At 68.7% G+C, this 21285-nt stretch carries 18 protein-coding genes; 13 read left to right on the top strand and 5 right to left on the bottom strand.

Annotated elements, in window-relative coordinates; genetic code table 11:
* Positions 1-8 precede the first annotated feature (8 nt).
* The 4 genes from EL337_RS28085 to EL337_RS28070 all read right to left on the bottom strand — a co-directional run bounded on the left by EL337_RS28085 (position 9) and on the right by EL337_RS28070 (position 3610).
* On the bottom strand, positions 9-1040 hold the full coding sequence (locus tag EL337_RS28085) for a fused (3R)-hydroxyacyl-ACP dehydratase subunits HadA/HadB (protein WP_048631436.1): 1032 nt from the start codon (positions 1038-1040) through the stop codon (positions 9-11).
* A gap of 70 nt (positions 1041-1110) precedes the next feature.
* Entirely contained in the window at positions 1111-1533 is a 423-nt protein-coding gene (locus EL337_RS28080) for a nitroreductase family deazaflavin-dependent oxidoreductase (protein ID WP_306316160.1), read from the bottom strand.
* A gap of 122 nt (positions 1534-1655) precedes the next feature.
* A complete protein-coding gene (locus EL337_RS28075; protein WP_048631434.1) occupies positions 1656-2858 on the bottom strand; it encodes an FAD-dependent monooxygenase in 1203 nt (400 codons plus the stop codon).
* 65 nt (positions 2859-2923) lie between these two features.
* Positions 2924-3610 carry a TetR/AcrR family transcriptional regulator gene (locus EL337_RS28070; protein ID WP_048631433.1) on the bottom strand — a complete coding sequence of 229 codons (687 nt, stop codon included), beginning with the start codon at positions 3608-3610 and terminating at the stop codon, positions 2924-2926.
* Between the two features lie 124 nt (positions 3611-3734).
* On the opposite strand from EL337_RS28070, the gene EL337_RS28065 reads away from it, so the two are divergent.
* A complete protein-coding gene (locus EL337_RS28065; protein WP_048631432.1) occupies positions 3735-4682 on the top strand; it encodes an AraC family transcriptional regulator in 948 nt (315 codons plus the stop codon).
* Between the two features lie 12 nt (positions 4683-4694).
* Here EL337_RS28065 and EL337_RS28060 read toward each other — a convergent pair whose 3' ends face one another.
* The gene (locus EL337_RS28060) at positions 4695-5573 is read right to left on the bottom strand and encodes an alpha/beta fold hydrolase (RefSeq protein ID WP_048631576.1); all 879 of its coding nucleotides are present in this window, start codon (positions 5571-5573) and stop codon (positions 4695-4697) included.
* A gap of 172 nt (positions 5574-5745) precedes the next feature.
* Between EL337_RS28060 and EL337_RS28055 the strand changes: the two genes are divergently transcribed.
* From EL337_RS28055 to EL337_RS28000, 12 genes are all read left to right on the top strand, one after another.
* The gene (locus EL337_RS28055) at positions 5746-6381 is read left to right on the top strand and encodes a pyridoxamine 5'-phosphate oxidase family protein (RefSeq protein ID WP_048631431.1); all 636 of its coding nucleotides are present in this window, start codon (positions 5746-5748) and stop codon (positions 6379-6381) included.
* Positions 6382-6439: 58 nt separating this feature from the next.
* Positions 6440-8038 carry a threonine/serine exporter family protein gene (locus tag EL337_RS28050; RefSeq protein ID WP_048631430.1) on the top strand — a complete coding sequence of 533 codons (1599 nt, stop codon included), beginning with the start codon at positions 6440-6442 and terminating at the stop codon, positions 8036-8038.
* Positions 8039-8235: 197 nt separating this feature from the next.
* Positions 8236-9612 (top strand): MFS transporter, encoded by a 1377-nt coding sequence (locus EL337_RS28045; protein WP_048631575.1) that lies wholly within the window; start codon positions 8236-8238, stop codon positions 9610-9612.
* A 90-nt stretch (positions 9613-9702) separates the two neighbouring features.
* On the top strand, positions 9703-10695 hold the full coding sequence (locus EL337_RS28040; protein WP_048631429.1) for a glycoside hydrolase family 6 protein: 993 nt from the start codon (positions 9703-9705) through the stop codon (positions 10693-10695).
* 50 nt (positions 10696-10745) lie between these two features.
* Entirely contained in the window at positions 10746-12410 is a 1665-nt protein-coding gene (locus tag EL337_RS28035; RefSeq protein WP_048631428.1) for an ABC-F family ATP-binding cassette domain-containing protein, read from the top strand.
* A 25-nt stretch (positions 12411-12435) separates the two neighbouring features.
* The gene (locus EL337_RS28030) at positions 12436-14193 is read left to right on the top strand and encodes an MOSC and FAD-binding oxidoreductase domain-containing protein (RefSeq protein WP_048631574.1); all 1758 of its coding nucleotides are present in this window, start codon (positions 12436-12438) and stop codon (positions 14191-14193) included.
* On the top strand, positions 14190-15743 hold the full coding sequence (locus EL337_RS28025) for a phospholipase D-like domain-containing protein (protein WP_048631427.1): 1554 nt from the start codon (positions 14190-14192) through the stop codon (positions 15741-15743). The genes EL337_RS28030 and EL337_RS28025 overlap by 4 nt, the downstream gene beginning before the upstream one ends.
* 109 nt (positions 15744-15852) lie before the next feature.
* A complete protein-coding gene (locus EL337_RS28020) occupies positions 15853-17070 on the top strand; it encodes a glycosyltransferase (RefSeq protein WP_048631573.1) in 1218 nt (405 codons plus the stop codon).
* Between the two features lie 82 nt (positions 17071-17152).
* The gene (locus EL337_RS28015) at positions 17153-19282 is read left to right on the top strand and encodes an MMPL family transporter (RefSeq protein WP_232786750.1); all 2130 of its coding nucleotides are present in this window, start codon (positions 17153-17155) and stop codon (positions 19280-19282) included.
* Positions 19283-19291: 9 nt separating this feature from the next.
* Positions 19292-19498 carry a zinc-ribbon domain-containing protein gene (locus EL337_RS28010; RefSeq protein WP_048631426.1) on the top strand — a complete coding sequence of 69 codons (207 nt, stop codon included), beginning with the start codon at positions 19292-19294 and terminating at the stop codon, positions 19496-19498.
* A 90-nt stretch (positions 19499-19588) separates the two neighbouring features.
* Entirely contained in the window at positions 19589-20536 is a 948-nt protein-coding gene (locus tag EL337_RS28005; RefSeq protein ID WP_048631425.1) for an alpha/beta hydrolase, read from the top strand.
* The gene (locus EL337_RS28000) at positions 20533-21276 is read left to right on the top strand and encodes an SDR family oxidoreductase (protein WP_048631424.1); all 744 of its coding nucleotides are present in this window, start codon (positions 20533-20535) and stop codon (positions 21274-21276) included. The genes EL337_RS28005 and EL337_RS28000 overlap by 4 nt, the downstream gene beginning before the upstream one ends.
* Positions 21277-21285 lie beyond the last annotated feature (9 nt).

Raw genomic sequence — 21285 nt, 5'->3', positions numbered from 1 at the left:
GCGAGGGATCAGCGGAAACGCACATTCATGGTCGCGAGCCCGAAGATCTTCTTGCCCGCCGACTTCGCGCCGACGATCACCACACCGCTGCGGGTGTCCGGGTCCAGGGACCTGACCTTGCCGCTGAACTCGATGTCCGCACCCTCGGTGGCCGGCACGATCGCCGGCGCGGACAGCCGCACCGCGTACCGGGTGACCGCACCCGGATCGCCGGTCCAAGTGGAGGCGAAGCCGGCACCCAGCCCCATCGTGAGCATGCCGTGCGCGATCACATCGGGCAGGCCGGCCAGCTTGGCGACCTCCTCGTCCCAGTGAATGGGGTTCGCGTCACCGGCCACCCCGGCGTAGTTCACCAGGTCACCCCGTGACAGCCGGGTGTGGTGCACCGGGAGTTCGTCGCCCACCTTGACGTCGTCGAACGACGGCGTGCCCGGAGTCCGGGTGAGCCCGCCGTCGGACATCCTGATTTCCCCCTCGGGGCGCAGCTCTTTGTCGTAGGCGCCGTCCGATCCCGGAATGTCCAGGATGTTCATGTCGTGCATCATCACCTTCTGCACGGCCGTCTTCACACCCGCGTCGATGTCCTCGGCGGTGACGCCGACGACCGTGGTGTGCAGGGTGTGTACCCGCTCGCCCGCGGTGTCGGTGAAGGTGTTGGTGACCGTGATGAAGTCCCTGCCCGCGGTCCGGCGCACCGCCGTCAGTTCGACGTCGATCAGTAGCTCGTCCCCGGCCACGATCGGGCGGTGCTGCTCGAACACCTCCTCGGTCTGCAGGTAGGTGTCGTAGCCGACGACGATCTGTTCGAACATCCGGCGGTTGCACTGCATCCCCGGGGCAGAGGTGAATGTCAGCGGCGCGATGACGTCCGAATAACCGAGCTCGGCGGCGGCCGCGACGTTCCAGTGGGCGGGGTGATAGTCCTGCACGGCGCGGGCGTACTCGCGAACCTTCTCGCGGCCCACCAGGTAGGTGCCGTCCATCTGGTAGTAATGGCCGACGCGCGCCTCCATCGGCGACGCTTCTGCTGCTGCGGTCATGAGAGGCACACTAACCAACTCGCCCCGCCGCCCTTCACACCGATGCGCCGCACCGCGGCCGTGTGAGCTGCTATTCGACGAGGAAGACGGGGATCTGCCGCGAGGTCTTGGTCTGGTACTCCGCGTACGGCGGGTACGCCTCGACGGCAAGCTTCCACCAGTGCTCGCGCTCGTCGCCGTCGATCTCGCGTGCGGTGCCCTCCAGGACTTTGTCCCCGTCCTGCACGGTCACCGACGGGTTCGCCTTGACGTTGAAGTACCAGCTCGGATGCTTGGGATCGCCGCCCTTGGACGCGACCATCGCGTAGCGGCCGTCCTCCTCGACCCGCATGAGCGGCACGTACCGCTTCTTGCCGGACTGCGCACCGGTGGTGGTGAACAGGACGATCGGCCGGTCGAGTACCTCGACGCCGTCGGTCGTGCCCTGCTCCAGGATGCGCTGGGTCTGTTCCCGCACCCAGTCGGTGGGACTCAATTCTGCGTTCTCACTCACGTGCGTCTCCAACCGTGTTCGCCGCCGAGCCATTCCCGTCGGGCGATGCCCTCACAAATGTAGTCCGGCGTCATCGCCGCAGCCCCCGGGTGAATCTGCCCCGGCTGTCCCCTCGGTTGCCGTCAACCTGCGCGCGGGTAATCGGGCAGCGGCAGGCGGTCGGCCCCGAGGTTGACCACGCCCCTGCCCGCGATGCCGGCCACGGCCCTGCCGACGGGTCCGGCGGCGAGCGCGGCGCCGGCGTGGAGAACGCGAATCCCGTTGCGCGTCCGCGGATTCGCCAGACGTAGTACCCCGGCACGGACACGGGGAGCGGCGTCGGCAAAGGGCTGCATCACGCGTTGGTACCGCGACAGGGCCGACTCGACGTCGGCGGTGGCGGCGAGCTCACCCGCGAGGATGTAGGCGCCGATGAGCGCGAGGCTGGTTCCTGCGCCGCCGAACGTGGCGTTGCAGGACGCGGCGTCCCCCAGCAGGGTGATCCTGCCCTTGCTCCATTGCGGGGATCGCACCTGACCGGCGACGGAGAAGTACATCGGCGCACCGGCCTCCAGCGCTGCGAGCACGCGCGGGGCGGCACCGCCGACGTCGGCGAAAGTGCTTCGCAGGATGGTGATCTGGCTGTCCCGGTCCAGCTCGTCGAGGCCGCGGACGTCCGAGATGAAGGTCAGGATGGCACGGGTGGTCCCGAGGTTGTCCGGCCGCAGATGGACGGCGCGCGACCTGGTCGCATGCTGCCACTCCCACCAGAGGTCGTCCGATCCGTCGCGGGGGATCGTCGCGTAGGCGAAGTACATGCCCAGGTCGTTGACGTGGACGTCGGTGACCAGTCGGCGCGACCGCGAATGCAGGCCCTCGGCGATCACCAGCAGGTCGGCGTCGAGCGACGTTCCGTCAGCGAGCGCGACAGACACGCCGTCACCGTGCTCGGTGACGCCGGTGAGCTGCGTGTCGAACCGGTAGTCGGTGCCGTCGGCGGTGCGCTCGATGAGGATGCGGGACAGTTCGCCCCGCAGGATCTCCAACTCGGCGGTGGGACCGTCCGTGTCACCGGGGCTGCCGACCCGAAACGACGCGGCCGCCGACCCGTCTGCCCTGACGAAGCGGGTGCCCACCTCGCCGGTGCCGGCCGCACGGATGTCGGCGTCGACGCCCATCCGCCGTACCACCTCGCGCGCCGCGCCGCGGATGTCGACGTTCTGGCCTTCGTCACGGCGCTGCGGGTAGCGCTCGATCACGGTGGTTCGCCAGCCGCGCGCTGACAGTTGATGGGCCAGCGCCGGACCGCCGATGCCGGCACCGGAAATGATTGCATGCGGAGTCACACGCGCCAGAGTGTCACGACCGCAGGAAGTCGCAGTTCAGGCCGCTGGGTGGGCGCAGAGGAGCATCAGGAGCGAGGCGCCCCGCCCAGCTCGAACAGCGAGTGGGCGAATTGAGCGCTGAGAAAGTCGCGCGCCCGGTCTTCTGGCCAGCCCAGCACGGTCACGGTGAAATGAAAGCCGTTCTGCGGGCCGTAGTGGTACAGGGTGATGTCCGCGAAGTCGTCGTCGGAGAACGTGCCGTCGAAACCACCGAGGTGACGGACCTTGCGGGCGATCTCGTGCAGCGCGCTTCGGTGCCGAATTATCGCCTGGGACAACGACTCCGTCGCGTCGCCATCATGAGCGGCGGTCGCGGCGACGAGCTGGACGATGTCGTCGAACCGGCGCCAGAACTCGAGGTAGGAATCGGCGAGCACGCCGAGCGCCTCGTCGAGGCTCTCGGCCGCGTTGACCTGGTCGAGCGTCTGCTGAACGAGAGGTGCCGTGGTCCACATGTCCATCAACGTGCGCAGCAGGCCTTGCTTGCCACCGCATTGCTGGTACACCGTGCCCGCCGACACCCGGCTGGCCGCAGCGATGTCGTTGACGGTGGTCGCGAAGTACCCGCGCTCGGCGAACAGTGCCCTGGCGGCCTCGACCACGGCCTGACGAGTCTGTTCGGCGTATTCATCGCGCCGGGTACGACGCGGCGAAGATCCGGTGTCGTCCGGCGCCATCACCGGCAGGCCTGGCGCTTCATGGAACGCCAACATATCAGAAGGCCACAGCGACACTCAACCGACTAGACCTACAAGCTAGTTATTGCAGTGACCAAATTGTCACTGTAGTCTCACTACACTGAGTGGGTCGATCGACCCTCACTGAACGGGGGCGCCGATGGCTGCGACCAGTGCCATCGGCTATCAGCACCCATCGGCAGAACTCATCGCCGAATTGGCAACGCGGACAGAGGCCGACTCTGCCGCGGCGAGTGTGTGGCCCGGGTTGGCGTTCTACCGACTCGTCGACCCGTCCGACACGCGGTGGGCTCAGGCCAAAACTCTCTCGATAGGCATCTTCGGGCAGGCGAGACGAGAAGCCGGCGCGGACGGCGACCGTCACAGCGTCACGTGTGTGGTGATCGGCAATCATCGGTCAGGCGAATGCCGGCCCTTCGACGCGTCACCCGAGCGGCCGTGCCTCTGTTTCGTTCTGGAGGTCGACCCGCAGCTCATCATCAAGGTTTCAGCCGACATCCTGTTGTGCGACAGACCGTTTCCGTGCGGGGAGCAGAGCGACGAATGCCTGGTGTCAGCCGTCGACGACGTGCTGATGGGCAGCGTCGTGCGCTTTCTGCGCTCCTTGTCGAGCGTTCCCGATCGTCGGGTCCTGTCGCCGCTGTATCTGCAGGAGATGGTGTACCGCGTATTGCAGCGTGACCAGTACGCATTTCTGGTTCGCCTTGCGGCCCAACAGATGGCGGCCAACACCATCGCCGCGGCGCTGGACTACATCGCCGTCCATCTGGCGGACCCGTTGACCGTCACCGATCTCGCCCGGCAGGTCAACCTCAGTCCCTCGGCGTTCTCCCGGTTGTTCCGGGAGAGCACGGGGCGTTCGCCGTACCAGTTCGTGAAAGAGCAGCGGCTGACCCGGGCGCGGGAGTTGCTCGACGAGGGCCGGCTCGGCGTGACGGAGGTGGCGCGCAGAGTCGGGTACCCGAGTCTGTCCCACTTCATCAAAGCCTTCCGCAGTCGGTTCGGCGCCACGCCGGGCGAGTACCTGGCGTCGCAGACGTGGGCAGGCAGGGTCAGGGCGCACCGCGCCATGAGCATGCCTCGGTGAGACCTGTCGCGGTCATCTCCCGACCACGTCGTCGGTCAGGAATTCGCGGATGTATCCGCTGATCTCGTCGCCATGCGTCTCCAGCGCGAAGTGGCCGGTGTCGAGCAGGTGGTACTCGCCGTCGGGCAGGTCGCGGCGGAAGGCCTCGGCGCCGGCAACGCCGAAGATCTCGTCGTTGCGGCCCCACGTCACAAGAAGCGGCGGCTGATGCGTGCGGAAGTACTCCTGAAACGCCGGGTATCCGTCGAGGTTGAACTGATAGTCCCAGAACAGCTGCAACTGGATGGCGTCGTTGCCCTCGCGATCCAGTCCCAGTTGGTCGAGAAGCCATGCCTCAGGCGCGATCCGGTTCAGACGGTCCGCGGGAACCCCGTGGGTGTACTGCCAGTGGGTGGTCTTGAGGGTGAAGTACTCGCGCACCCCTTGCTCGTTGGCGGCGCGGTCCTTGGCGTGGGCGAACAGGATGTCCCAGAACGGGGTGAAGCCCTCCAGGTACGCGTTGCCACTCTGGCTGATGATCGCGGTGATGCGTTCGGGGCGACGGCTGGCGATCCGCAGACCGATCGGCGCGCCGTAGTCGTGGATGTAGATGGCGAAGCGCTGGAGTCCCAGCTGCTCGATCAGCGTTTCCGTCACCTCGGTCAGCCGGTCGAAGCTGTAGGTGAACTCGTCCACCGACGGCATCGCCGAACGCCCGAACCCGATGTGGTCGGGCGCGACGAGGTGGAACCGGTCGCTCAGCGAGGCGATGAGGTTGCGAAACATGTGGGAACTGGACGGAAACCCGTGCAGCAGAACAATTGTGGGGTTGGCGGGATCACCGGCCTCGCGGTAGAACACGTCCAGCCCGTCGACGGTGGCGGTGTGATAGCGGGTGGCAAAAGCAGTCATTCTTTCCTCGCGATGGTCGGGTCGTCTCGGCGCTTGCCGGCCGAAGATCTCGAAGCGACTGTAGGTCGCTGCGGCCCAGTGGAAATAGCGCATTCGCGCCCGGTAGGTGTCGATTCCGCGCACGTGATGTGATCGGCTGCCGACCCCCGGGGCCGCGTGCTTACATGAGCCGGTGAGCAAGCACTACGGCGCCATCGCGTTCACCGACGCCGTTCGCGACGTCCAGCACCGCTACGGCAGCGACGCCTTCTACGATCGCAAGCGCGTCCAGGGCAAGGCGGTTCCCGGCACTGATGCGCTCACCGACGACGAGAAGGACTATCTCGCCGAACGCGACAGCTTCTATCTGGCGACCGTCAGCGAGACGGGGTGGCCCTACGTCCAATTCCGAGGAGGGCCGGTCGGGTTTCTCCGAGTCGTCGACGACCGCACCATCGGCTGGGCCGACTTCCGCGGCAATCTGCAGTACATCAGCACCGGGAATCTGGGCAGCAACGACCGCGTCGCGCTGATCGCCATGGACTACGTGCACCGGCGCCGGCTGAAGATCTTCGGTCACGCGCGGGTGGTCACCGCCGAGGACGACAGCGCACTGATCGACACCTTCGCCGACCCCGGCTATGACGCGGTGGTCGAACGGGCTGTTCTCGTCACGGTGGAGGCCTTCGACTGGAACTGTCCGCAACACATCACCACGCGGTTCAGCGCCGCCGAACTGGAACCACATCTGGTACCGCTGCAGCGCGAGGTGGCCGCGCTGCGCGCCGAGAACGCGCAACTGCGCGCGCAACTCGACCAACCCGGATAGCCGGTCCGCCACCGGTCGACGATCAGGGTGGCCGGGGAGCGTCAGTATCCTTCTCGCAATGGGACCTGATCGACCGGAGGGAACGTCCCGTCGTGCGCGGCGACTGCGTATCGCGCTCCGCGGAAGCCACGACCCCGCGCCCGGCGCAGGCCAGCGCAGCAGGTTCGCCGGAGCCGGCCTGGACGACCGCTACACCCGCAAAGTGCTCGACCTCACCATCCGGCTCGCCGAGGTGATGTTGTCCGCCGGATCCGGCACCGCGGACGTCGTCGCGACGGCGCAGGACGTGGCCCAGGCCTACCAGCTCGACGACTGCGTGGTCGATGTGTTCGTCACCACCATCTTCGTCTCGGCCCCGCCCACCGCCGACAGGCCACCGGTGACGATCGTCCGGTCGGTGCGGGCCCGCTCCACCGACTACTCACGACTGGCGGAACTCGACAGCCTGGTGCGGCGGATCACCTCCGGCGGGGTGTCCGTCGATCAGGCGCACGACGCGATGGACGAGCTGTCCGAGCGGCCGCACCCGTACCCGCGCTGGGTGGCGACCGCCGGGTGGGCGGGGTTCGCCCTCGGTATCGCCGTGCTCTTCGGAGGTACCTGGCTGACCTGCCTGCTGGCCGCGGTCACGTCCGCGGTGATCGACCGGGTGGGTCGTCGGCTCAATCGGGCGGGCACCCCGTTCTTCTTCCAGCAGGCGGCCGGCGCCTTCATCGCGACCCTGGTGGCGGTGGCCGCGTACCGGTTCGCCGGGCAGGGGCCCACCCCGCTGGTGGCCACCGGCATCGTGATGCTGCTGGCGGGGATGACTCTGGTGGGTTCGGTGCAGGACGCGCTCACCGGCTACATGCTCACCGCGGCCGCCCGGCTCGGCGACGTGCTGTTCCTGACCGCGGGGATCGTGGTCGGCATTCTTGCCGGACTCCAGGTGTCGGCGTTCCTCGGGATCGAGATCGCGCTGCAGGTCGACTCCACCGAGATCTTCGTCCTGCCGAATCAGCCGATCCCGATCACGCTCGCCGTCCTCGGCGCCGCGATGGCCGGGGCATGCCTGACCATCGCGAGCTACGGGCGGCTGCGCTCGGTGGCCACCGCGGGCATCGCGGCCGGCCTCGCCGAGCTGGTGCTGATCGGTCTCGGTCTCAGCGGCTTCGGCTCGGTGGTCGCCACCGGTATCGCGGCGGCCGGCGTCGGCTTTCTCGCCACCCTGATCTCGATTCGCCGACAGGCCCCGGCTCTGGTGACGGCGACCGCAGGCATCACGCCGATGCTGCCGGGCCTCGCCGTCTTCCGTGCGGTGTTCTACTTCGCCGTGGACAAGAACTTCGCCGACGGCGTGGCCCAGGCGCTGGCGGCTGCCGCGACCGCGCTCGCCATCGGGGCCGGCGTGGTGATGGGCGAGCTAATCGGCTCACCGCTGCGGTATCGGGCCGGCCGGATCGGAGAGTTCCTGCGGGTCCAGGGGCCGCCGGGACTTCGCCGCGCCGTCGGCGAGGTGGTGCGGCTGCGTCCGGCCGAGAGCGACGGCTCGCCGCGCGTCGCCGCTCATCAGCGGCTGTGGAGCGTCGCATTGGAGCCGACGCCCACCCAGCGGCAGGACGCCGGGGCCGGTGGGAACCGGGCGGGGGCCGACGGCGGCCGAGGCGACGAGGAGTAACTTCGTCCCCGGCGTTTGCGGCTCATGCGCCCACGCCCAGTTCCCGTCGCGGGGTGCACCCGAACGACTTCGCCGGCACGCTTTCACGCTCTGTGCCCGGTTCGCCTCCGCAGCGGCATCTGTTTCTGTCATCAGAATCGACGCGGCGGCAGCCTTGTTTGGTGATCTCGCGGTCGATTCACTATGAGGGGAAGCCATTGGACTCCAGCAATACCAACCAGCCGACAGCCGGGCGTGAGCCGCCACCGGGCACCGTGAAGAAGGCCATCGCGGCGTCGGCGATCGGCAATGCGACGGAGTGGTTCGACTACGGCATCTACGCGTACGGCGTCACCTACATCTCCGCCGCGCTCTTCCCGGGGGATGCCGCGGAGGCGACGCTGCTGGCGTTGATGACGTTCGCCGTCTCCTTCCTGGTCAGGCCGCTCGGCGGGTTCGTCTGGGGACCGCTGGGCGACCGCCTCGGCCGGAAACAGGTATTGGCCATCACCATTCTGCTGATGGCCGGCGCCACGTTCTGCGTCGGACTGCTTCCTACCTATGCCGCGATCGGGCTGTGGGCGCCCTTCCTGCTGGTGCTGTTGCGGATGATCCAGGGCTTCTCGACCGGCGGCGAGTACGGCGGCGCGGCGACCTTCATGGCCGAGTACGCCCCCAATCGCAGGCGCGGCTTCCTCGGGAGCTTTCTCGAATTCGGCACGCTGGCGGGCTTCTCCTGCGGCGCCCTGCTGATGCTCGGCTTCTCGCTGGCCCTCGGTGAGGAAGACATGCAGGCGTGGGGTTGGCGACTGCCCTTCCTTGTGGCCGCGCCCCTCGGTCTGATCGGTGTGTATCTGCGATCGAGGCTGGAAGAGTCCCCGGTGTTCCGTGAGCTGGAGAACAAGGGCGAAACCACGCAGGAGACGTCGACCCAGTTCCGTGACCTGCTGGTCAAGTACTGGCGGCCCATCGTGCAGCTGGGCGGAATGGTCGTCGCCCTGAACGTGGTCAACTACACGCTGCTCAGCTACATGCCGACCTACCTGGAGAACGAGATCGGGCTGTCGGCCGACCAGTCGCTGATGGTGCCCATCATCGGCATGCTGTCGATGATGGTGTTCCTGCCGCTGGCCGGGCTGCTGTCCGACCGGGTGGGACGCAAACCGCTGTGGTGGTTCTCGCTCGCCGGCCTTTTCGTGGCCGCCGTGCCGATGTTCCTGCTGATCGGCACCAACCTCGCCGGGGCGGTCATCGGGTTCGCCGTCCTCGGCCTGTTGTACGTCCCGCAGCTGGCCACCATCTCCGCGACCTTCCCTGCCATGTTCCCGACGCAGGTGCGCTACGCCGGTTTCGCGATCGCCTACAACGTGTCGACGTCGATCTTCGGCGGCACCGCCCCAGCGGTGAACGAGTGGCTGGTCACCAGCACCGGCGACGGCCTGGTGCCGGCGTACTACATGATGGGGGCCTGCGTGCTCGGCGCCATCGCCCTCATCAAGGTTCCTGAGACCTCCCGCTGCCCCCTGAACGGCACTGTCACGCCCGGCACGGAGGACGCGCCTCCGCCGGTGGCCTACGACAAAAGTTCTGCGTGACCGAACGAGTCGACGCGGCGGCCCGGGGCAGTTGGCCGGGCCGCCGCTGATTTGGCGCTCGTTGCGCACCCGCACTACTTTTCAGGGGTGATGTCCTCAGCTGCTCACGCAGTCGCACGGTGGATCTCCCCTTTCCTGGCCTTCGCGGTCGTTGCCGGTGTGGGCCTCGCTGCCGCCCCGGTGCAGACCGGCCCCGCCCCGGCGGTGCGGCTGGCCAGCGACGCGAATCCCCTGATCGGCCGACCGTTCTACGTCAATCCGAACTCCAAGGGCACGCGTGCGCTGGCGGGCAATCCTGATCCCCTGCTGGCCGCCGTCGTGAACACACCGACCGCGTACTGGATGGATCACCTGTCCACGCCGTCGGTGGACGCGAAGTACATCGCGACCGCGCAGGCCGCAGGCACCATGCCGATCCTGGCGCTCTACGGGGTCCCCAATCGTGACTGCGGAAGCTACGCCGCGGGCGGGTTCGGGTCGGCGGGGTCCTACCGGGCATGGATCGACGGTGTCGCCGCCGCCATCGGTGGTGGGCCCGCCACGGTCATCCTCGAACCCGACGCCCTCGCCATGATCGACTGCCTGTCGCCGGGACAGCAGCAGGAGCGCCTCGACCTGATCCGCTACGGGGTCGAGACGCTGACCCGCAACCCCGGGACAGCCGTGTACGTCGACGCCGGGCACCCGCGCTGGGTGGCCGCCGACGTCATGGCGGGCAGGTTGAACCAGGTCGGCATCGACAAGGCGCGCGGCTTCAGCCTGAACACCGCGAACTTCTTCACCACCGAGGAGAACGTCGGCTACGGCGGCATCATCTCGGGGATGACGGGCGGCAAGCCCTTCGTCATCGACACGTCGCGCAACGGCGCAGGTCCGGTCGAGGGCGACGACCTGTACTGGTGCAACCCGAGCGGTCGTGCGCTGGGCGCCCGTCCCACCACCGACACCGGTAACCCGATGGTCGACGCCTTCCTGTGGGTCAAGCGACCCGGGGAGTCCGACGGATCGTGCCGCGGCGCGCCGAGTGCCGGCACGTTCGTCGCGCAGTACGCCATCGATCTGGCGCGCAACGCCGGCTGGTAGGCGCCCGCGGCCGACCTCGGGCTACTCAGTGGTGATGCGACGATAGAGCCATGACCGCAACGCTCGTCGCGAAGAACGTGGCCGGCGGGTTCGCCCATCGCACCCTGTTCGAGGGGCTCGACCTGACTGTGGCGCCGGGCGACGTCATCGGAGTCGTCGGCGCGAACGGCGCGGGCAAGAGCACGCTTCTGCGCATCCTGGCCTCGGACCTCGAGCCGCTCGCCGGGTCGGTGCACCTCGCACCGGCCGACGCATTCGTCGGGTGGCTGCCGCAGGAACACGAACGGGTGCCCGGCGAGACGGTCGCCGGCTACGTCGCGCGCCGGGCGGGATGCACCGACGCGACGCGGGTCATGGAGGACGCGGCCGCGGCCCTGGCAGATCCGGGCCGCAGTCCAGCGGGAGTGGATCCGTCCGACGCCTACGCCGCGGCGCTGGAGCACTGGCTGGTCACCGGCGCGGCGGACCTCGACGAACGGTTGCCGGCCGTGCTGGCGGACCTCGGGCTCGACTCCGTAACGATACGGCCGGACTCGACCCCGATGTCCGCACTGTCGGGAGGGCAGGCGGCACGGGTGGGGCTGGCGGCGCTGCTGGTGTCGCGATTCGACATCGTCCTGCTCGACGAACCGACCAACGATCTCGACCTGGAGGGCCTGACGCGGCTCGAGGACTTCGTCGGCGAACTCCGCGGCGGCGTGGTGCTTGTGAGCCATGATCGAGAGTTCTTGGCGCGCACCGTGACCCGTGTCCTGGAGCTGGATCTGGCGCAGAACACCACCACGGTCTTCGGTGGCGGATACGAAAGCTATCTGGACGAACGTGAGGTCGCCCGCCGGCACCGGCGGGCCCAGTACGACGATTTCGCCGAGCGCAAGGCCGACCTCGTGGCGCGCGCACGTATCCAGCGCGAGTGGTCGAGTCAGGGCGTCCGCAACGCCATGCGCAAAGCGCCCGACAACGACAAGAACCGCCGCCGCGCGGCCACCGAGTCCAGTGAGAAGCAGGCGCAGAAGGTCCGCCAGATGGAGAGCCGGATCGCCCGGCTGGAGGAAGTCGCCGAACCCCGCAAGGAATGGACGCTCGAATTCAGCATCGGCGCCGCACCGCGTTCGAGTTCGGTGGTGGCGACACTGGACAATGCCGTTGTGCGCCACGGCGACTTCGTCCTCGGCCCGCTGGCTCTGCAAGTCGACGCCGGCGAGCGCATCGGTATCACCGGACCCAACGGTGCGGGCAAGTCGACGCTGCTGCGGTTGCTGCTCGGTCGGCTACAGCCCGACGAGGGCCGCGCGAGCCTGGGGGCGAACGTGGCGATCGGCGAGATAGACCAGGCGCGTGCCGATTTCACCGGAACCGGACGGCTGGTCGATCGTTTCGAGCAGCGGGTGCCGACCTGGTCGACCGCCGACGTGCGCACGCTGCTTGCGAAATTCGGGCTGCGCGCCGACCACGTGGAGCGGCCGGTCGGTGAGCTGTCCCCCGGTGAGCGCACGCGCGCGGGACTCGCGCTGCTGCAGGCCTGCGGTACGAACGTGCTGGTGCTCGACGAGCCGACGAACCACCTCGATCTGCCCGCTATCGAGCAGCTCGAACAGGCGCTCGACACCTATGACGGCGCGCTGTTGTTGGTGACGCACGACCGCCGCATGCTGCAGAACGTGCGACTGGATTCGTCCTGGCTTGTCGACAACGGCCGTGTCACCGAGCTGTAGCCTGGATGCGGCGAAGGAGGCGGCAGTGGCCAAGCTGATCTCGGTGAACGTCGGTCTCCCGACGGACGTGAATTGGCGCGGCCGTACCGTTTTCACCGGAGCGTGGAAGTCGCCCGTGGCCGGCAGCCGAATGGTGCGGCAGCTCAACGTCGACGGCGACGGGCAGGGCGACCTCGGCGGCCACGGCGGTGAGAACCGTGCTGTGCTCGTCTACCAGCTCGAGTCCTACCGCCACTGGGCCGAGGAGTTCGGCCGCGACGATCTGGTGCCCGGGATGCTCGGGGAGAATTTGACGGTCGACGGCCTTCCCGACGACGAGGTGTGCATCGGGGATCGCTACCGCATCGGGGCGGCGGTCTTCGAGGTCACCCAGCCACGGGTGACGTGCTACCGCGCCGGCATGCGCATCGGAGTGCCCGAGATGGCCGCTCTCCTGGTTGCCCATCGGCGCCCCGGGTTCTACTGCCGGGTGCTCACCGAAGGTGAGATCGAGGCCGGTCAGGAGATCGTGAAGATCGCGAGCGGACCGGAGGCGGTGACGGTCGCCGAGATCGACGCGTTGCTCTACCTCCCGGGCCACCCGCGCGACGTTCTCGAACGGGCCCTTCGCATTCCGGCGTTGAGCCCAGGCTGGAAGACGTCCCTGCAGAACCTGGCCGCACAGGCCGACGGCGATTCACCGGCGACCGGCAACGCCGGGCTGACGGCGGCGGGCGGCCCGCCGCCGGGGTGGGCGGGGTTTCGCCCGATGGACGTCACGGCCGTCGCCGAGGAGAGCAGCACGGTGCGCTCGATCTCCCTGGCCGATCCCGACGGGGCGACGCTTCCGGAATGGCTTCCCGGTCAGTCGATCACAGTGCGTCTGCCCGGCGACGGCGATCGTCCCCTGATCCGCAACTACTCGTTGTCCAACGCGCCTGGCTCGGCTGTCTTCCGCATCAGCGTGAAACGTGAGAACCACGGACTGGCAAGCAGTTTCCTCCATTCGCAGGTGGAGCCCGGCGATCGGATCGATGTCGCAGCACCCCGTGGATCGTTCTTCCTCACCGATCGCGAAAACCCGGTCATCCTGCTGTCGGCTGGCGTGGGCATCACGCCCGTGCTCGCGATGCTGCATGTCCTCGCCGACGCGGGCTCTCGACGCCAGATCTGGTGGCTGCACGGCGCCCGCAACGGCTCCGAGCATCCCTTCCGCGCAGAGAGTGTCGAATTGCTGGACCGGCTGTCGCACAGCAGATCCCACATCTTCTACAGCCGCCCGAACCCGGATGATCGACCGGGGGTCGACTTCACGGATGCCGGCCGGCTGTCCATCGAGGCCATCCGTGCGCTCGGGGCGCCCCGGGATGCCGACGCCTATCTCTGCGGGCCCACTGCGCTGATGACCGAACTCGGTGCCGCGCTCGTCGACTACGGCCTTGACCCGTCCCGGGTTCACACCGAGATCTTCGGTGCGGCAGCGGCACTCACACCGGGGATCGCGGCTGCCTCGGTCCCGCCACATCTGCCCGCCGGACCGCCGGGGCCGGGCCCCGACGTCCAGTTCGCCCGCAGCGGCATCTCCGCGCCGTGGGGTCCGCCGAGCAACAGCCTGCTCGAGTTCGCGGAGACATGTGACGTACCGACCCGATGGTCGTGCCGAACCGGGGTGTGTCACAACTGCGAGACCGCCGTGCTGTCGGGCAGCGTCCGTTACGACCCGGAACCCCTGGAGGCTCCCGCGGTGGGAAACATCCTGATCTGCTGTGCGCAACCCGCCGAGGCCGTCGTGGTCGACCTGTGAACGAAGATCGTGAGCAGCGCCGGGAGCCGGCCGAGCGCCTGCTGGTACCTGGGCAGACCTGCTGGCAGGTGGGGCGTGCGGACAGGTACGCACCGGTCGTCGACGGAGCCGACTACCTGGCACTGGTCAAGGCGGCGATGCTGCGAGCCAAGCGACGGATCATGCTGATCGGTTGGGATCTGGACCACCGCACCACATTCGAGCCGGGCGGCGCCACGATGGCGGGCCCCAATCAGCTCGGTAACTTCATGCATTGGCTGCTGTGGGACTGCCGCGATCTGCGGGTGTATCTACTGAAGTCCAACCTGCGCCTGCTCCCGGCTTTCGACGGGCTGTGGTTCGGGGCCACCCCGGTCACGCTTCTCAACCGAATCACCTCGCGCAGAATGCATTTCGCGGTAGACGGCGTGCACCCCACCGGTGCGGTGCATCACCAGAAGATCGTGGTGATCGACGACGCGGTGGCGTTCTGCGGCGGGATCGACCTCACGGTCGGTCGCTGGGACACCCGCGCGCACACCCCCGACGATCCGCGTCGCGAGACGGCGGGAGAGCCGTACGGCCCGCGCCACGAGGTGGCCGCCGTGGTGGACGGCGCCGCTGCCCGCATCCTCGCGGCGCAGGCGTGTGACCGGTGGCGCGCCGCGACGGGTCAGGTCCTGCCCGCGCTGGCACCCGGTGAGTCGGTGTGGCCGCACCGACTCGCGCCGGCGTTGCGGGATATCGAGATCGGGGTGGCCCGCACGTCGCCGAGACTGCCGCGGCGTCCCGAGGTGCGGGAGGTGGAGGCGCTGAACCTGGCGGCGATCGCCGCGGCCCGCCACGTCATCTACCTGGAGAACCAGTACCTGGCCGCGCGAAGCCTGGCGGAGGCGCTGGCGGCGCGGCTCGGCGAGCCCGACGGGCCGGAGGTCGTGATCGTGCTGCCGCGCAGCTCCGAGAGTCGCCTGGAGCAGACGTCCATGGACAGCGCCCGCGAACGCCTTCTTCGACTGCTGTGGGCGGCCGATCGGCACGGCCGGTTGGGGGTCTACTGGCCGGCGGTCAAGGGCGGCACGTCGGTCTACGTGCATTCCAAGGTGCTGGTGGTCGACGACCGGTTGCTGCGCATCGGCTCGTCGAATCTCAACAACCGGTCGCTGGGCTTCGACAGCGAGTGCGACGTGGCGCTGGAAGCCCCGGCCGACGGGCGCGACGACGTGCGCCGCCACATCCGCGACACGCGCAACGGCTTGGTCGCCGAGCACCTCGGGGTATCGCCCGAGGTTTTCGCCGAGGCGGTCGAGACCCACGGGTCGTTCCTGCAGGCGGTCGAGGCGCACCGCGGCACGGGTCGCTCTCTGCGCAAGTTCACCCGGTTCATGGTCGAGGCCGACGTGAGCCCCCTGGCCGAGAACGATCTGATGGATCCCGACCATGTCCCCCCGTCGGTGGCGCGGAGCGTCGCGAATCTGGTGACCGGGGTCGCCATGTGGCCCTTGAACCGGGCCGCGCCAGGGTTGGCGTCCTTTGTCCGGGCCGTCACCGACGTCGACCGAAACGGAAATTGACGGACCCGACCAATCCGATCTGTCGGCCGCTCCGAATCGATCGTGTGCCGTCGAAATGTGGGGCAGCGACCAGGCCGCAGGCGTGCCGCGCTATGCGTCGGGAGGTCCGATGGCGGTAGTGCTGGCGTACACCTCGCCGGCCATCGGCCACCTCTTCCCGTTCTGCGCGCTGCTGACGGAACTGGCCTCCCGCGGCCACGTGGTGCACGTCCGCACGCTGGCCTCGGGTGTCGACCTGTGCCGCCGGCTGGGTTTCGTGGCCGAGGCTGTCGACCCGCGCCTCGAGCAACTCCAGAGCGCGGAGTCGCACGGGTGCGTGCTGCAGTCCGCGCGGGACACCGTCGGGGTGCTGAGCCGGCGAGCCGTGTGGGAGGTCGACGACTTCCTCGGCGCGGTGGATCAGGTGGATCCCGACGTGACCGTGGTGGACACGAACTGCTGGGGTGCGATCTCGGCGGCCGAGGCACATTCACGGCCGTGGCTGGTGTTCTCCCCGTTCACCCCGTACCTCCGCTCGCCCGGGTCGCCGCCGTTCGGGGCCGGGGCGGCACCGTTGCGCGGTGTCGTCGGCGGGGTCCGCGACTGGGGCATCGGCATGGTCACCCGCGCCGTCTTCGACCGGCCGTTCAGCGCTGGGATGCGGCCGGTTCGCGCCTCGCTCGGCCTGCCGGCGGTCCACTCGGCGGAGCAGCTGTTGCGGCGCGCGCCCCGGGTCCTGGTGGCGTCGGGCAAGCCGTTCGAATACGTCCACACCGACTGGGGCTCATCGGTGGACCTGATCGGACCCGCAGTCTTCGACCCGCCGGCCGAACCGCCCGCGTGGCTCGAGGAGATCGACCGACCCGTCGTGCTGGTCACGACGTCGTCGGTGCGTCAGGCCGACCAGACGCTGGTGAACGCTGCCGTGGACGCGCTCAAGGACGAGCCCGTCCACGTCGTGGCGACCGATCCGAACGGCGCCGGCGGCAGCTCGTCCACCCGTGACGGCGTCACGATGGCAGATTTCGTCCCGCATTCGCTGATTCTCGACCGGGCGGTGTGTGTGGTCACCCACGGCGGCATGGGAGTCACGCAGAAGGCGCTGAACCGAGGTATCCCCGTGTGCGCCGTGCCTTTCGGCCGCGACCAGTTCGAGGTGGCCCGCCGGGTCGAGGTCGCCGGGTGCGGCACCCGGCTGCCCGCCCGCAGGCTCACTGCGCCGAGATTGCGGTCGGCCGTCAGGTCGGCGATGGAGATGTCCGCCGGTGCCGCGACGATCGCCGACGGTTTCGCCGCCACCGGTGGTGTCGGCCGCGGCGCCGATCTGGTCGAGGCGCAGATGCGGTGAACGTGAACGTAGCCCGGACGCTCATGTGCTGACACTCCTCACGCGCTGCGCACTCACGGCTCCGAAGCGCATCGTGATCTTCGTGGCCCTGATTGCCATCGGTGCCGCGGTGTTCGGCGCCCCGGTGGCGAGCGTGCTGACGCCCGGTGGTTTCCAGGACCCGAACTCCGAGTCGGCGCGCACGACGGCACTGCTGGCCGACGTGTTCGGCAGGGGGGATGTCCAGCTGGCGCTGGTGGTCACCGATCCAAACGGGGTCCAGGCCGACGGGGCGCAAACCGTCGGGCGGCGGATCACCGAGAGGCTGCAGCAGAGCTCCGATGTACTCGGCGTGGAGTCGCCGTGGACCTCGCCGCCGCAGCGGGCGTCCGCGCTCTACAGCGCCGACGGCACCTCCCTGTTGATCGTCGCCGACCTCCGCGGCGGCGACAGCGAGGCACCCGGGTACGCCGGCCAACTCGTCGATGCCATCGCAGCCGACACCGCCGGATTCCCCGAAGTCGTGGTCGACGCCGGGGGCGCGGCGATGGTCTATCGGCAGATCACGCAGCAGACACTGCGCGACGTGCTGATCATGGAGTCGATCGCGATTCCGCTGAGTCTGCTGGTCCTGGTGTGGGTGTTCGGTGGTCTCGCAGCCGCGGTACTGCCGATCGTCGTCGCGGCGGCGTCCATCGTGGCGTCCATCGCGGTCCTGCGTGCCATCGCGCTGTGGACCGAGGTGTCGATCTTCGCCCTCAACCTCACCACGGCACTCGGACTGGCGCTCGCGATCGATTACACGCTGCTGATCCTCAGCCGGTTCCGCGACGAGGTCGCCGGCGGCGCCGAACGCACCGTCGCCCTGCGCACCACGATGGCGACTGCGGGGCGGACCATGGCGTTCTCCGGCCTCGTCGTCACGTTGTCGATGGCCACGATGCTGCTGTTTCCCGTGCCGTTCCTGCGGTCGTTCGCCTATGCCGGGGTGGCGACGGTGGTGTTGTGTGCGGCGGCGTCGCTGGTGCTCACTCCCGCGCTGATCGTGCTGCTCGGCCCTCGGCTCGACATCCGCCGGGGACGCCACCGGCGGGGCGGGCACCAACAGCCGATACAGCACAACCCGTGGTACCGCAGTACCGCGTTCGTCATCCGGCACGCGGTGCCCCTCGCAGTGGCAGGCACTGCGCTGCTGATCCTCGTGGGCGTGCCCTTTCTGCACGCGAAATGGGGATTCCCGGACGACCGCGTGCTGCCGCAGTCGGCTTCGGCCCATCAGGTCGGTGACCGGCTGCGTGCGCAGTTCCCTGGTCAGGCGGGCACGCAGCACATCGTGGCGGTACCCGATGCCCGCGGCCTGTCGTCCGGCGACTGGGCCGAGTACGCCGCCGCGGCGTCGCGGCTGGACGGGGTCGTCGCGGTCTTCGCGCCTCCGGGGACCTACGTCGACGGGCAGCTGACCGGGCCGTCGGCGGGAGGCGCCGCGGTGGCCGACGGCAGCGGCTACCTCACCGTCGTCGGCGACACCGAACTGTTCACACCGGGCGCCGAGAAGCAACTGGATGAGCTGAGGGCGCTACCGGGCCCCGGTGGGCGCGCGGTGGAGATGACGGGTGGGACCGCCATCAACCGGGACAGCGTGGATGCCGTCGCGTCGCGGCTGCCTCTGGTCCTCGCCGTCATCGTCGCGGTCATCTTCGTCGTGCTGTTCGCCCTCACGCGCAGCGTGGTCCTGCCGCTGAAAGCCCTTGTGCTCAATATGTTGTCGTTGACGGCCGCCTTCGGCGCGCTGGTCTGGATCTTTCAGGAGGGCCACCTCGGTGCGCTGGGTACCACGCCAACGGGCACCCTGGTGATCAACATTCCCGTGCTGCTGTTCTGCATCGCCTTCGGTCTGTCCATGGACTACGAGGTGTTCCTGTTGGCCCGGATCCGGGAGTTCTGGTTGCGCAGCGAACGAACCGCCGCGGACCAGGACCAGAGTGTGCTTCTCGGTGTGGCGTACACCGGACGGATCGTGACTGCCGCGGCGTTGATCATGTCGATCTCGTTCGCGGGCCTGATCGCGGCCCAGGTGTCGTTCATGCGGATGTTCGGCGTCGGTCTCGTGCTGGCGGTGCTGGTCGACGCGACGCTGGTGCGGATGGTGCTGCTGCCGGCGTACATGCATCTGCTCGGACGCTGGAATTGGTGGGCGCCAAGGATTCTCACGTCGTCGAAGGCCGACGCCTAGGCTGGTGCGATGTTGTTCTTCCTCTTCGGCTACGGCACCAAGCAGAAACCTCTCGGTTCGGGGGAGACCAGGACCTGCCCGCGCTGCCACAACACCACCCAGTGGACCCGGATGCGGGAGTTCAAGCAGTTCACGCTGTTCTTCGTTCCCGTGGCGCGCTGGAAGCGCAGGCAGTTCGAGATGTGCGGCATCTGCGGAGCCGCCGTGGCGGTCTGACCTGGGGCAGCCGTGCCGTGGGGACGGTCCGCGCGAAGACTACGAGGTTTGCGGGGTCCCGCAGCTCGCCGCAGGCGTCAGGCTGCACGTATGGCAGATCACGTGCTGGAGCCGGCCGCACAACAGTTCGCCGACGCGACGGCGCAGCCGCCGTTCCTCTACGAGCTCGGGCCGGAAGGCGCCCGCAAGGTTCTCGACGACGTGCAGGCCGCGCCCGTCGGCACCCTCGCCGCCGACGAACGGTGGGTCACCGTGCCGTGCGACCACGGCGACGTGGCCGTGCGCATCGTCACCCCGCCGGGGGTGACCGGACCCTTGCCGGTGGTGCTGTACATCCACGGCGGCGGATGGGTGCTCGGAAACGCGGGAACCCATGACCGCCTCGTGCGGGAGCTGGCGGTGGGGGCGGAAGCCGCCATCGCTTTCGTCGAGTACGACCGCGCACCGGAAGCGCAGTACCCCGTGGCCATCGAGCAGGCGTACGCCACGGCTCAATGGCTGACCCGCCACGGTGATGTCGAGGGCTTGGACGTCTCGCGCCTCGCCGTGGCGGGCGACTCGGTCGGGGGCAACATGACCGCCGCGGTGGCGATCCTGGCCAAGCAGCGCGGCGACGTCACCTTCATCCATCAGTCGATGTACTACCCGGTGACCGATGCGGGCCAGGACACCGACAGCTACCGGGAATTCGCCGACGGGCCGTTCCTGACCGCCAAGGCGATGGCGTGGTTCTGGGACTGCTACCTGCCCGACGCTGCTCGGCGCGGTGAGATCACCGCCTCGCCGCGCAGGGCCGGTCCCGAGGAGTTGCGGGGGCTGCCGCCTGCACTGGTCATCGTCGACGAGAACGATGTGCTCAGGGACGAGGGCGAAGCATACGCCCGACATCTCACGGCCGCGGGCGTGCGCACCACCAGCGTCCGGGTCAACGGCATCCTGCACGACTTCATGATGCTCAATCCGGTCCGCGAGACCGCTGCGGCAACAGCAGCGATCGAGCTGGCCATCCACACTCTACGAAAGGCGTTCGGGCAGTGAATATCACCGTAATCGGAGCCACCGGTCAGATCGGGTCACAGGTCGTCACCATCCTGCGTGCCGCCGGACACCACGTGGTGGGCGCGGCGCGCAGCACCGGCGCCGACGTCCTGACCGGGGCCGGGCTGGGGGAAGCGCTGGCCGGCGCGGAGGTGGTGGTCGACGTCACCAACTCCCCGTCGTTCGACGACGAGCCCGTGATGGAATTCTTCACCACCGCAACGGCCAACGTGGTGGCAGCCGCGAAAGCGGCGGGGGTGGGTCACTACGTCGCGCTGTCGATCGTCGGAGCCGACCAGCTGCCGGAGAGCGGGTACATGCGCGCGAAAGTGGTGCAGGAGAACACGATCGCCTTCTCCGGAATACCGTACACAATCGTGCGGGCGACCCAGTTCCACGAATTCGCGGAGATGATCGTGGGATCCCTGATCGTCGACGGGACCATCCATGCCCCCGACGCCAGAATCCAGCCGATCGCCGCGGCCGAGGTGGCCGCCGAGGTGGCCGACGCTGCGCTGGCCGCGCCGTCCAACGGGATCATCGACATCGGCGGACCCGAGAAGATCAGCTTCGCCCGACTGGCCGGCATCCTCACCGAGGCGCGAGGTGACGACACCCCGGTTGTCGTGGATCCTGCGGCCACCTACTTCGGAACCCCCGTCGGCCAGGACAGCCTGGTCACGGGCCAGGGTGCCGCCATCGCCGACACCAGGTTCGGCGACTGGCTGGCCACTCGGTGACGGAGTCCG

Source organism: Mycolicibacterium aurum (assembly GCF_900637195.1).
GTDB lineage: Bacteria > Actinomycetota > Actinomycetes > Mycobacteriales > Mycobacteriaceae > Mycobacterium > Mycobacterium aurum.
This window is presented reverse-complemented; position numbering and strand designations above follow the sequence as displayed.